The organism is Syntrophomonas wolfei subsp. methylbutyratica (assembly GCF_001570625.1).
GTDB classification, from domain to species: domain Bacteria; phylum Bacillota; class Syntrophomonadia; order Syntrophomonadales; family Syntrophomonadaceae; genus Syntrophomonas; species Syntrophomonas methylbutyratica.
On sequence record NZ_BBQT01000005.1, the window covers coordinates 22,483 to 35,061 of the forward strand.

Annotated in this window: 13 protein-coding genes; 12 read left to right on the plus strand and 1 reads right to left on the minus strand. The window is 48.0% G+C overall.

What is annotated here, in order from left to right; translation table 11 throughout:
* The first annotated feature begins 58 nt into the window (after positions 1–58).
* The 9 genes from AWB54_RS05600 (at position 59) to AWB54_RS05640 (ending at position 7,036) form a co-directional block, all read left to right on the plus strand.
* Complete coding sequence (locus tag AWB54_RS05600) at positions 59–778, plus strand: response regulator (protein ID WP_276620698.1); 720 nt, start codon at positions 59–61, stop codon at positions 776–778.
* Positions 779–792: 14 nt separating this feature from the next.
* Positions 793–1,833 (plus strand): ATP-binding protein, encoded by a 1,041-nt coding sequence (locus AWB54_RS05605; RefSeq protein ID WP_061213634.1) that lies wholly within the window; start codon positions 793–795, stop codon positions 1,831–1,833.
* A 116-nt stretch (positions 1,834–1,949) separates the two neighbouring features.
* The gene (locus AWB54_RS05610) at positions 1,950–2,627 is read left to right on the plus strand and encodes a YggS family pyridoxal phosphate-dependent enzyme (protein WP_082736038.1); all 678 of its coding nucleotides are present in this window, start codon (positions 1,950–1,952) and stop codon (positions 2,625–2,627) included.
* Between the two features lie 35 nt (positions 2,628–2,662).
* Positions 2,663–3,091, plus strand: coding sequence for a cell division protein SepF (locus AWB54_RS05615; RefSeq protein ID WP_011640374.1), 429 nt, complete (start codon positions 2,663–2,665; stop codon positions 3,089–3,091).
* Positions 3,091–3,897, plus strand: coding sequence for a pyrroline-5-carboxylate reductase (gene proC / locus AWB54_RS05620; protein ID WP_061213636.1), 807 nt, complete (start codon positions 3,091–3,093; stop codon positions 3,895–3,897). Before AWB54_RS05615 ends, proC begins: the two co-directional genes overlap by 1 nt.
* A 31-nt stretch (positions 3,898–3,928) precedes the next feature.
* Positions 3,929–4,198 (plus strand): YggT family protein, encoded by a 270-nt coding sequence (locus tag AWB54_RS05625; RefSeq protein ID WP_082736039.1) that lies wholly within the window; start codon positions 3,929–3,931, stop codon positions 4,196–4,198.
* Between the two features lie 12 nt (positions 4,199–4,210).
* Entirely contained in the window at positions 4,211–6,142 is a 1,932-nt protein-coding gene (locus tag AWB54_RS05630; RefSeq protein ID WP_061213637.1) for a peptidase U32 family protein, read from the plus strand.
* 86 nt (positions 6,143–6,228) lie between these two features.
* A complete protein-coding gene (locus tag AWB54_RS05635) occupies positions 6,229–6,723 on the plus strand; it encodes a DivIVA domain-containing protein (RefSeq protein ID WP_061213638.1) in 495 nt (164 codons plus the stop codon).
* Between the two features lie 4 nt (positions 6,724–6,727).
* The gene (locus tag AWB54_RS05640; RefSeq protein ID WP_061213639.1) at positions 6,728–7,036 is read left to right on the plus strand and encodes a DUF167 domain-containing protein; all 309 of its coding nucleotides are present in this window, start codon (positions 6,728–6,730) and stop codon (positions 7,034–7,036) included.
* Positions 7,037–7,047: 11 nt separating this feature from the next.
* On the opposite strand, the gene AWB54_RS05645 is transcribed toward AWB54_RS05640, so the two are convergent.
* Positions 7,048–7,938 (minus strand): DMT family transporter, encoded by an 891-nt coding sequence (locus AWB54_RS05645; protein ID WP_061213640.1) that lies wholly within the window; start codon positions 7,936–7,938, stop codon positions 7,048–7,050.
* A 420-nt stretch (positions 7,939–8,358) separates the two neighbouring features.
* On the opposite strand from AWB54_RS05645, the gene nth reads away from it, so the two are divergent.
* The 3 genes from nth (at position 8,359) to AWB54_RS05660 (ending at position 12,553) form a co-directional block, all read left to right on the plus strand.
* Positions 8,359–8,982 carry an endonuclease III gene (nth, locus tag AWB54_RS05650; protein WP_061213641.1) on the plus strand — a complete coding sequence of 208 codons (624 nt, stop codon included), beginning with the start codon at positions 8,359–8,361 and terminating at the stop codon, positions 8,980–8,982.
* A 273-nt stretch (positions 8,983–9,255) separates the two neighbouring features.
* Positions 9,256–12,039 carry an isoleucine--tRNA ligase gene (ileS, locus tag AWB54_RS05655; RefSeq protein ID WP_061213642.1) on the plus strand — a complete coding sequence of 928 codons (2,784 nt, stop codon included), beginning with the start codon at positions 9,256–9,258 and terminating at the stop codon, positions 12,037–12,039.
* 196 nt (positions 12,040–12,235) lie between these two features.
* Positions 12,236–12,553 (plus strand): DUF5665 domain-containing protein, encoded by a 318-nt coding sequence (locus AWB54_RS05660; protein WP_061213643.1) that lies wholly within the window; start codon positions 12,236–12,238, stop codon positions 12,551–12,553.
* The last annotated feature ends 26 nt before the right edge of the window (positions 12,554–12,579 follow it).

Consider the following 12,579-nt stretch of genomic DNA (forward strand, 5'->3'; position numbering starts at 1 on the left):
AAAATCAACAAACAGAGCTGACGGGAAAATTCTTATGTTTGGGATGGAGGTGTCAAGGGTGCAGAATGCCAAAATCCTGGTAGTAGATGATGAAACCCATATCGTTGAATTAGTGAAATTTAACCTGGAAAAAGAAGGGTTTAGGGTGGCGGTGGCCTATGATGGACAGTGTGCTCTGGAAATGGTTAACGATGCTCCGCCTGATCTAATATTGCTGGATATAATGCTGCCCCAGATGGATGGTCTGGAGGTTTGCCGAACTTTAAAACAGCATTCAGAATACAAGACTATTCCGATAATAATGCTTACTGCCAAAGGGGAGGAAATAGACACTATTTTAGGTCTGGAAATGGGGGCTGATGATTATATTAAAAAACCGTTCAGCCCCAGGGAAATGGTGGCCCGGGTCAAAGCCCGGCTCCGGGCCTTGCGTATCCTCAAGGCGGAAAAGGCCATGGGCAAAATAGCCTATGTTTTTAAGGAGTTGACCGTTGTTCCCGAAAAATATGAAGCTTTTATTGGTGAAGAAAAGCTGGAGCTGACTCCCAAGGAATTTGAGCTTTTACGCCTAATGGCATCGAATCAGGGTAAAGTTTTCACCCGGGAAGTATTGCTGGAGAAAGTTTGGGGCTATGAATTCTCGGGAGATACCCGAACGGTTGATGTCCATATCCGCCATTTAAGGCAGAAGCTGGGGGATGATTCTACTTATCCGGACTATATTGAGACGGTCAGAGGTGTAGGATACCGTTTTGTAGAAGGACAGGCCAAAAGCTAGAAAGGTGAGTTGAAATGGACATTGCCCAGGAAAAGAGGATGATGCAGTCCATTTTGAGTTGTATGGTTGATGGGGTACTGGTACTCGATATTTATGGGTGCATTATTCATGCCAACAAGGCAGCGGAAAGCCTGTTTCTGGTTCGTGAGGGTGTACTGTTGGGGAAGCGTTTAACCCAGATAAGCGAAAACCGGGAAATCAGCGACATGATTGACGAAGTACTGTCAACCGGGAATGAAAGCTTTACTGAAACTACTATCAGCCCCAGTACTTTAATTTTTCGGGTGCATGCTGTTCCCAGGAAGGATCACCATGACAGAATTGAAGGTGCTATCGTAGTATTTCATGACGTTACCGATGCCCGCAATTTTGACCAGATTAGATCGGCTTTTGTGGGCAATGTGTCCCACGAGCTCAGAACTCCTTTAACTTCTATTAAAGGATTTGTGGAAACGCTTTTGGATGGTGCCATGGAAAACAGCGATACCTGCAGGCGTTTTCTGTCTATTATCGATACCGAAACCAACCGCTTGACCCGTCTGATTGAGGATCTCTTAACCTTATCCTCGATTGAATCCCAGGAACGCATAGTATATTTGAAACCGGCTTGCCTTTTGCGTTCTATTCGCAATGTAATGAATATGTTTGGACCGCAGATCAGTGAAAAAAGCCTGCATGTTGAATTCATTCACCCGTATCCTATGCCCTTAATTCAAGCTGATGAAGACTTGCTGGGCCAGGTATTTATCAATCTTCTGGATAATGCTATAAAATATACTCCCCGACAGGGGAAAATCATAATCCAATGCCGGCGGCGGGACAGCCGTATTATCACCACCGTAAAGGACAGCGGCATGGGGATTCCTCACGAGAGTTTGCCCCGGGTTTTCGAACGATTCTACCGTGTAGACAAAGCCCGCTCCAGACAGCAAGGGGGAACCGGTTTGGGGTTGTCCATAGTTAAACATATTGTGGAATCCCATGGAGGAGAGGTGTTTGTGGATAGCGAAATAGGCAAGGGCTCCACTTTTGGGGTAAGCTTCCTGGTAATCTAGCTTTTCCATCCTCCAGCATGACAGCAAGGCCTAAAATATGCTATTATCACATAAGGTCCTATATACTATTTTAGGCCGAGTTAGGGAAGGTGATTTGCCCCCAGAGGGTGATGTTTATGGAAAAGATAAAAAATAATTGGGAAAGCATAAAGAACAAGATAGAGCAGGCAGCGCTTAAGAGCGGCCGGAAAGCCAGTGAAGTTACCTTGGTAGCGGTCAGTAAAACCGTGGATGTCGAGACAGTTAGGCGGGCACATAGTCTGGGAATAAATGATTTTGGAGAAAACCGGGTAAACGAGTTATTGAGCAAAAGGGAGAGCCTGCCCGGTATTAACTGGCACTTGATTGGGCGCTTACAAACTAATAAAGTTAAGGATATTGTGGGAAAAACCACTTTGATTCACTCGCTGGACCGCTGGAGGCTGGCTCAGGAATTGGACAAGAGGGGATTGGCGTTGGAGCAAGAGGTGCCGGTTTTAATTCAGCTCAATATATCCGGCGAAGAGCAAAAGGCTGGTTTTAAGCCGGCAGAACTGGGAGAAGTGCTGGCCGCTGCCGAACAGTTCAAGGCTCTAAGCATTTATGGCTTGATGACCATGGCCCCGCTGGATCCTGACCCGGAAAGCGCCCGGCCGGTGTTTAGAGAATTATTTCAACTGCGGCAAAAATTTATCGATAGGAGTTATAAAAATGTGAATCTGAAGTATTTATCCATGGGGATGTCCCAGGATTATGCTGTGGCTATTGAGGAAGGTGCTAATTTGGTCCGGATTGGCAGTGCCCTGTTTCACTAAAGAGGTACGGTTTCATATGTAAAGGAGGCTTAAAAATGGGTGTAATGGATGGACTGTGGAGATGGTTGGGAGTGGAAAGAGAAGAGGTAAGAGAGGAAATCATCGAATTGCCGGCTTATAGTGAAGAAAACCAGCGGGGTCCGACCAATGTTGTCAGCATACATAGCAACAAGACTTTTAAAGTGGTGGTATGCGAACCCGAAAGCTTCGATGAGGTGCAGGTATTGGCAGACCACTTGAAAAGCAGGAAACAATTGATTTTGAACTTTGACAATACCCCTCCTGAGGTTTCCCAGCGGATTATTGATTTTATCAGTGGGACTACCTATTCACTGGAAGGTCATAGCCAGCAATTGGGGAAGAATATATTTATCTTCACCCCCAGCAATGTGGAAATAGCTAAAGACCACCGCTCCCTAATGCGCAAGCATGGATTCGCCAATCCTTTTGGGGGTGAGAAATAGTGTCGCGAAGCCTGGGGCTGATTGGATGTGGGAAAATGGCCTATGCCCTGATGAAGGGGATAGGGGGTGCTGAGTTTCTGGGTTTTGATTCTTTGCTGGTAAATGATATCGACCCGGAAAGGGGAGTGCTGTTTCAAGAGGAGTTTAATGCCATTCCAACAGAAGCCGGTGAAGTTTTGCACTCCAGTCGCGTAATAATCCTGGCAGTAAAACCACAGCAGGTTAGGATGGTCCTGGATGCCAACCGGGCCTGGTGGACTACGGAGCATCTCTTGATATCACTGGCTGCCGGTATTAAAACCGGGAGCTATGAGAATGAAATAGGCCTCCATTTGCCGGTGGTAAGAGTAATGCCCAATACCCCCTGCCTGGTGGGACAGGGAGTATCAGCCATCTCAGCCGGGCGCTACGCTGCAGATAAGGATCTTCAGCTGGTTGCAAAAATGTTTGAGCAACTCGGTACTTGTGTTATGGTGGAAGAAAAACATATGGATGCCGTTACTGCTATATCGGGAAGCGGTCCCGCCTATGTCTTTTTGGTGGTTGAGTCTCTCATGAATGCTGCTCTCCAGGTGGGATTGGATTTGAAACTGGCGCGTCAACTGCTAGTGAATACCGTTAAAGGCAGCATGGAGATGATGGAGCAAAGTGGGGAACATCCCGCGATCTTACGGGAACAGGTTTGTTCACCCGGGGGCACAACTATAGCGGGCATACGCCAACTGGAAGAAAACGGATTGCGCCGAGCATTTTTTCAAGCGGTTGAAAAGGCTTATGAGAGATCAATCGAGTTGGGTAAAGATTAGTAAGGTATTAAGACAGGGAGGAATCTGAGCATTGGCTATTTATCAGATTATACAGATTGTCAATATGGCTTTCAATGTGCTGGTATGGTTGATAATCGCGCGGTGCATTTTATCGTTTGTTAGGCACAATCCCTACCAACCTTTAATTAAGTTTGTTTATGATGTTACAGAGCCGATTATGGCTCCTTTCCGCAGGCTTATTCCGGCTGCTGGCGGGCTGGACTTTTCTCCCATTATCGCTGTCCTGGCGGTTACTTTGATACAAAAAATAGTGGTTGAATTACTTTATGCTTTAGTGTAAAGGAGATTTTTGATGCCTGATAATTATGTAGAACTGCTGGCTCCGGCGGGCAGGTGGGATGTCCTGGAGCAGGTAGCGGCAGCAGGTGCAGATGCGGTTTACCTGGGGGGCAAACGCTTCAATATGCGCATGTTGAGGCAAGATTATAATTTTTCCGATCAGGAACTGCGGGATGCAGTTGATTTTTTACACCAGCAAGAAAAAAAAATCTATATAACTTTAAACAATCTTTATTATGATGTGGAGCTAAACGAACTCAAGGATTATTTATTCTTCCTGCAGGATATCGCAGCTGACGCCTTAATAATCCAGGACATGGCCGTGTTAGCCCTATGCCGGGAACTGAAGCTGGACTTGCCCTTGCATGCCAGTGTACAGATGGGGATAGCCAATCTGCAAGCGGCTCGTTTTTTGGAGGATCAGGGTTTCAGCCGGGCTATATTATCCAAGAATCTTTCTTGGGAGGAAATCCAAGAAATTCATGACGGCTCGAAACTGGCCCTGGAATTCTTCGCTTTTGGTGATCTTTGTATTGCCCATGCCGGGCAGTGCTATATGAGCAGCCTGGTTGCTGGTGAAAGCGGTAATCGAGGGCGCTGTTTGAAGCCCTGTCGCTGGCCCTACCGCCTGGAGGGGGCGGGTCAGAGTAAGATTATGGCCCATTACCTGGCCCACAATGATCTATGTCTTTATCCGCAGCTCTCAGCTTTACTGGCAGCCGGGGTTACTTCCCTGAAAATAGAAGGACGCATGCGCAGTGCAGAATACCTGGCTCATATTATTGGGATATATCGCCAGGCCCTCGACAAGATAAGCGAAGCCCCTGAAACCTATGAGATGAATGAAGAGGACTACCGGAAGCTAACGGAAAAACGCGTGCGGGATTTTTGCAGCGGCAATCTTTTTAGCCGGCCGGGAATTGAATCCATTGGACTGAGTGGAGAAAGGGAACCCCTCTTTCCTACCCGGCCCGTGAAATTGAAAAAACTGGCTGCCAATGAAACCTCCGAAGTCCCGGAAGGTCCGGGAATTGGCTGGCCGGAGCAGCAGCCTTGCTGGAGCGTTAAAATCGGCGATTTTAAGAGTCTGGAAGCAATGGCAGCTCTGGGAATAAAACGGCTCATACTGGAATATGCAGCCGGTAATCGCTGCCCCTCAGGCTGGGGAGCGGAGGAGATAAAGACGGCTTTATCCATGGTGGCTGGCAGTGATATAGAAATATGGGTGGAGACTCCCCGGATAGTTAGTCAAAATGAATTAGGTAAGCTGGAAGAGGACTTGCGAAGCATAAGTCAGCTTCCCGACCGGGTTGGCTTTATTGTGAACGAGCCGGGAAGCTTTCGCCTGCTCCGGAGCCTGGGACAGGCTGTCTGGGGTGGTCATGGTCTCAACACCAGTAATTACCGGGCAGCGCGTTTCTGGCGGGAACAAGGAATGAGCGGCGTTACTGCCTCCCTGGAATTGGAGTGGAGCAGGGTTAAATCCCTGCTCAGCCAGGTTGAGGAAACGGAACTGCTGGTTCATGGTCCTCTTGCCGGAATAATTACTGATTTTTGTCTCCCCCGGGCGGTACAGCCGGCCGCTGTTGGGAATGCTGGCAAGGACTGTCCGCTCTACTGCTTGCAAGAGGATTATTATCTTATGGATGAGTGGGGGCAAAAATACCGGGTGCGGGCTGATGGCAGTTGCCGGAACCAGATATTTTATCCCTATGACCTGGCTCTTATCCGGCGGCTTCCGGAACTGCTTACAGCCGGACTTAAATATTGGCGGATTGACGGACAATATTATCCAGCCGAATTGCTCAAGCAAACACTAGGGCTCTATATGGAAACAGCTCAGGACTTGCCGGCAGGGAAATGGAGCCCTGAACGAGCCAATAGCTTGCTCAAACTCTTTCCCGCCGGACTCGGCAGTTCGCCTTTGTTTGCTGAAAAAGGTTGAAGTACAACCCTTATGCAAGATTGGGATTTATGCAGTGAAGGCAAACTTTATTATTTTACAGTAATTTGAATCAGGGAGGCTTGCTTATGATTACCGCTATGGAAATACGCAATCAGCAATTCCCCAAGTCGCTGCGAGGCTTTAAGCAGGATGAAGTAAAAAAATATCTTTTGAACCTGGCTCAGGATTATGAAAGCCTGTACAGCGAGAACGCCAGCCTTAAAGAAAAGATTCAAAACCTGGAATATGAACTGAAAAAATACCGCAAGCTGGAAGAAACCATGAACAACAGTCTAATACTGGCCCAGCAGACCGCCGAAGACTTGAAATCCAGCGCCCGCAAAGAAGCCGATCTGATGCTGGAGGAATCTAAAAAACGCATAATTGAAGTAATGATGGTATATCAGGAAATAATAAAACGAATGAACATATTCAATGTGGAGTTAAAATCCCAGGTAAGTGCTGAATTAGAACTTCTGGAAAAGAACCAGAAGAAGATTGAAGAGCTGTCTAATTTTTTTTATAGCAAGGATTTCAAAGAAGTAATGGAGAGTCTGGAAAAGGTAAACCTGAAGGAATAGGCCTATGAACAAGCCTTTAATAAGAACGGAAAGAAATGGCGACTGGCTCCGCTTTGGAGTCAAGGTGCAGCCGCGCTCGTCCCGCAATCAAATTGTGGGCGAACAGGAAGGCGATATAAAAATCAAAGTAATGGCTCCGCCGGTAGAGGGCGCGGCCAACCAGGCTCTGCAGAAGTTTCTGGCTGAGTTGTTCAAGTTGCCCAAAAAGGATATCCGCATCGTCCGGGGTGAGACCTCCCGCCATAAAATTGTAGAAATTCGAGGAATTGAAGCCGAAAACCTGCTTGCTTTTATTCCCCCGATAACAAAGTGAGGGGTGAGGGGTCAAACATTGGCTTCCACCACGTTTTTGCTTTTTCGGGTAAGAATTGAGATTAGCATAGAGACTAAAATTAATCCGGCGCCGAACATCGCCCGCTGGGATAGAATTTCCTGCGCCCACAAGTAACCGGCCAGAGCTGCGAAAACTGGCTCAGTAGTCAAAACTATAGCAATACGGGTAGGAGTACTGTATTTTTGCAGGGCGTTTTGCAGCAGGAAGGCCAGTGATGTTGCGAAAACGGCAGTAATAAAAAAAGCAGTCAAAAGGTTGGCGGAAAAATGCTCGGGCCATGGTTCACTAATGAGCCCAATAAGCAGGGATACGATACCCACAAAGAAGATTTGCACTGCGGTTATGGCAATGGCATTATGCCGGTGCGAATAGCGGTCAACAAAGATTATGTGAAAAGCAAAGCCGAAAGCACAGATGAGCACCAGGAAATCACCATAAGCCAGCGAAAAAGAGTTGCGGGGGAAGGACAAGAAAAAAAGGCCGGTGGCCGCCAGGATTACGGTAACTGTAGTACTGACAGTAGGCCGTTGACGGTAAAGCAGAGAAAAAATTATAGGAACCAGAACCACACTGATTCCGGTGATAAAACCAGCGTTGGTTGAGGTCGTATATTTTAAGCCAATAGTTTGAAAGACATAACCAATAAAGAGAAACAGGCCTAAAATACCCCCGGCCAGCAAGGTGTGGCGATTGGTTTTTTTTATACAGGGAAAAGACAAAAAGAGCAGAACTAAAAAAGCCAGCAAAAAACGCAGGCCCAGGAAGAGAAAAGGGCCGATTTCCTGCAAGGCGTTTTTTACTACCACAAAAGTGCTGCCCCAGATAGCTGCTACTAACAGCATACTCACTTCCGCCTGCATACGCTTCTTTGCTGCTGACATAATCCAATACCCGCCTAACTTTTTTACTTACTGCGGTGTCAAGGGGACGGTACTTTTGACACCGGACACCGTAACCCCTACACCTTGCCCCTTACTCCTCACTTTACTTACTAACCCCCCATGGCCGCAACCTTAATAGTGACACCCGCAGGGTGGAACACCAGGAGTACCCGCAGGGTGAGGCCACAACCACCGATGAAAAGCGGGTTAGTATGAACCCGCTATGCCTGCCCCACACTGGCTCTATCACCACATTTTAACCAATAAGCCTAAATGAGTCAAAGAACCTTCTTCATATATGGGGACGCTACTCCTGATATACCCGTAATATATCAAAAGACCCGTCTCCGTGATATATCTTGTCAGCAGGGCTCTACGCTGTATAATAAAATGAAGGGTTGAAAGGTTAGGAGGGTAGAATTGCAGCGTAGTGTTGAGATAATCAAGTGTTTAAAAAAGGAATATCCTGAGGCCGGTACTCTGCTCCGGCATAGCAGTCCCTTTCAATTTATGGTGGCGGTGGTTCTTTCAGCACAGAGTACCGATGAACAGGTAAATCGGGTTACGGCGGAGCTGTTTGCCGATTACGGAACCCCTGAAGCTCTAGCGGCAATCGACTTGTCTCTATTAGAAGAGAAAATCCGGGGAGTAGGGTTGTACCGCAACAAAGCCCGTCATCTCAAAAAGCTGGCGCAAATAATAGTGGAGCAGCATCAGGGAGAAGTGCCTTCCGAATTTGATAAATTATTGAGCCTTCCGGGTGTGGGACGCAAGAGTGCTAATGTGATAAGGTCGGTAGCGTTTAAGAAACCCGGTTTGGGTGTGGATACCCATGTCCACCGGGTGGCCAACCGCCTGGGGTTGGTGAACAGCAAGCTCCCTGAGCAGACGGAAAAAGCTTTGAAAGAGCAAATACCGGAGGAATGCTGGAGCGAAGCCCATCATCTATTGATTTTCCACGGGCGTCGGATTTGCCAGGCCCGCAAGCCGCAGTGCAATAATTGCCTAATAGAGGGGCTCTGCGAGAAAAGGTTCGGGAAGTAAGGCAAAGAACAGGGGGAGAGCTGAAAAAACCCGGCAGAAGTTGTCTTGCTTGCAGCTATGTGCTAAAATTAATAAGATTTTTAGGGATAACTGGCAATTTGCACTTTGGGATACCTTTCACCCCCCGGGAGAGAGGTATTTTGTTTAAGTAGCGGAAGAAACTGCGGAGCAATTTCAACACAGCGCTGCAACGAGGCGGGGTAGAACCCGGCCGCTTAGCGGGGAACATATTTTACCTCGTTATAAAATTCAAACAGTAAGGTGGTAATTCGGATGGCTAAAGGTAAGTATGACGGAACCTTGAATCTTCCCCAAACCGGTTTTCCCATGAGGGCCAACCTGCCCCAGAGAGAGCCGGAGATACTGAAGTTCTGGGATGAAATTGACATATACCGGCGTATACAGGAGAAAAACGCTGACCGGCCCCAGTTTATTCTGCATGACGGCCCGCCGTATGCCAATGGGGACATTCACCTGGGACATACCCTTAATAAAGTTTTAAAAGATATTATTGTCAAATACCGCTCCATGAGTGGTTACGATTCCCCCTATATCCCGGGATGGGATACGCATGGCCTGCCTATTGAGCAGCAGGCCATAAAGAACCTGGGTATTGACCGGCATAAGACTGATGTGGTGGAGTTCCGCGAACACTGCCGTGACTATGCCCTTAAATATGTGGAAATACAGAAAGAACAATTTAAACGGCTGGGGGTGCGCGGAGACTGGGAAGATCCTTACCTTACCCTGAGTCCGGGTTTTGAAGCCATACAAATCAAGGTTTTTGGAGAAATGGCCAAGAAAGGTTTCATTTACAAAGGATTGAAGCCCGTATACTGGTGCGGGGACTGTGAAACGGCCCTGGCCGAGGCGGAAGTGGAATACAATGAAAAGGTCTCCCCCTCCATTTATGTCAAGTTCCCGGTAAAGGATGGAAAGGGAGTTTTAGCCGAAGATGCCTTTGTTATCATCTGGACTACCACCCCCTGGACCCTGCCGGCCAACACCGGGATTTGCCTGCACCCGGGCTTTGACTATGTTTTGCTGGAAGTAAAGGGAGAAAAATACCTCCTGGCCCAGGGATTGCTGGAAGCAGTGGCCGGAGAGCTGGGCTGGGATAACTATCAGATTCTGGACCAATTCAAAGGGGAAGAGCTGGAACGGGTTTTATGCCGCCATCCTTTCTTTGCCCGCGATTCTCTATTGGTATTAGGTGAACATGTCACCCTCGAAGCCGGTACCGGCTGCGTACATACCGCTCCCGGACACGGTGAAGACGACTTTCGTGTAGGCCAGGAATACGGATTGGCCGTGATTTCTCCGGTGGACGACCGGGGTCGATTCACCGCAGAAGCCGAAAAGTTCCAGGGGCTCTATGTTCATGATGCCAATAAAGCGGTTGTAGAAGAGCTGGAAAAACGGAATATGCTGCTGAAGGCGGCTAGGATTGAACACCAGTATCCCTATTGCTGGCGTTGCAAGCAGCCTATAATCTACCGGGCTACGGAACAATGGTTTGCATCCATTGACGGTTTTCGCCAGGACGCCCTGGATGCTATTGATACGGTTAAGTGGATTCCATCCTGGGGCCGTGACCGCATTTTCAATATGATTAGAGATCGGGGGGATTGGTGTATCTCCCGGCAGCGCACCTGGGGAGTACCCATACCCATATTCTACTGTGAATCCTGCGGGGAAGCCCTGATAAACGATGAAACCATCCAGCGGGTGAGCGAGCTCTTTGCTGCGAATGGTTCTGATATCTGGTTTGCGAAAACGGCGGCGGAACTTATGCCGCCAGGCTGCAGCTGTGAGCACTGCGGCGGCAGTACTTTCCGCAAAGAGAGCGATATTATGGATGTATGGTTTGATTCCGGTTCCAGCCACATGGCCGTTTTAGAGCCGCGCAAAGAACTGCGCTGGCCGTCTGATATGTATCTGGAAGGCAGCGACCAGCACCGCGGTTGGTTTAATTCCTCCCTTTCGACAGCAGTGGCAATCAGGGGTGCCGCCCCCTATAGAGAGGTTTTGACTCATGGCTTTGTGGTGGATGAGCAGGGCCGCAAGATGTCCAAGTCCCTGGGCAATGTGGTGGACCCACTGCGGATGACCCGGGAAATGGGAGCAGATATACTGCGTCTGTGGGTATCATCCGCCGATTATCGCAATGATGTTTCAGTTTCGCCCAATATAATAAAGCAGAGTGCGGAGGCTTATCGCAAGATTCGCAATACCTGCCGCTTTATCCTGGGCAATATTTTTGATTTTGACCCCGGGAAAGAGCGGGTAAGTTATGACAAGCTGAGTGAACTGGATCAATGGGCCTTGCTCAAGCTGGATAAATTAATCCGCCGGGTCACCAAAGCCTATGAGGATTATGAATTCCATGTGGTATTTCATTCCATTCACAATTTCTGTACGGTTGACTTAAGCAATATCTACTTTGACATTTTGAAGGATAAACTATATTGCTCACACCCGCAGGATGCGGAAAGGAAAGCAGCCCAGACCGTACTCTACGATATAATTAACGCCCTGGTGGTAATGCTTGCTCCCATACTGGCCTTCAGCAGTGAGGAAATCTGGAGCCATCTCAAGAAGGAAGGGCAGGCGGAAAGCGTCCAATTGCTGGAATGGCCGCAGGCTAATGAGCTATATCTCAACCAGGCTATCGAAACCCGTATGTCACGGGTTCTGGAATTGCGGGAAGTGGTTACCAAAGCCCTGGAAGAAGCCCGGAGCAAGAAGGTGATAGGGCACTCCCTGGGAGCATGGATTACCATCTATGCTGGTCCCGGATGGATGGAAATCTTAGAAGCTACCGCTGGCCTGGAAAAAATATTCATTGTCTCCCGGGCGGAATTGAAGCCGGAAGCGGAAGCGCCGACAGAGGCCCTGGCTCTGGAGGGGGTTGAGGGTATCCGTGTTATGGTTCAAGCCGCTGAGGGCAGCAAGTGTGAGCGCTGCTGGATAATTGAGAATTCAGTCGGCGAAGATTTAAAACATCCCACATTATGCCAACGTTGTGCCGAGGTTATAGCCCAACTGCAAGGATAGGATGCTGAAAATTCATAAAAGCGCTATAGAAAAAAAGAGAAGGAAGAGGAAAAGGGGAGGGCTTGCTTTCCCCTTTATTCAATGAGGGGAAGATATTCAAACTATTACTATGGGTATCAATATCCGGGACTGTGGGGCTGAAAATGTATTTAAACCCTGTAATCTGGAATAATAATTAGAGAGTGGAGGGGGAGTTATGCCGGAAAGGGAACCGGGTCGGGATGAAAGCCATTACCTTCAGGAATTAAACCGGAAGATGGACGAACTGTCTCTGAATATGGAGAAATTAGGCATTGCCGAGTATCTGGAAATGCTTAGAAACCCGCGCCGTCTCTTCTTTATAAACTTTTGGGCCGGTTTATCCCGTGGCTTTGGAATGGCTATAGGTTTTACTATTCTGGCAGCTATTGTAATATATTTTTTACAAAAATTAATCATACTAAATGTACCGCTTATTGGGGATTTTATCGCCGACCTGGTAGCAATAGTACAAAACCAGCTAAGGGTGCAGTAACTCTCATCAATGCTTGTGCCCTCGCG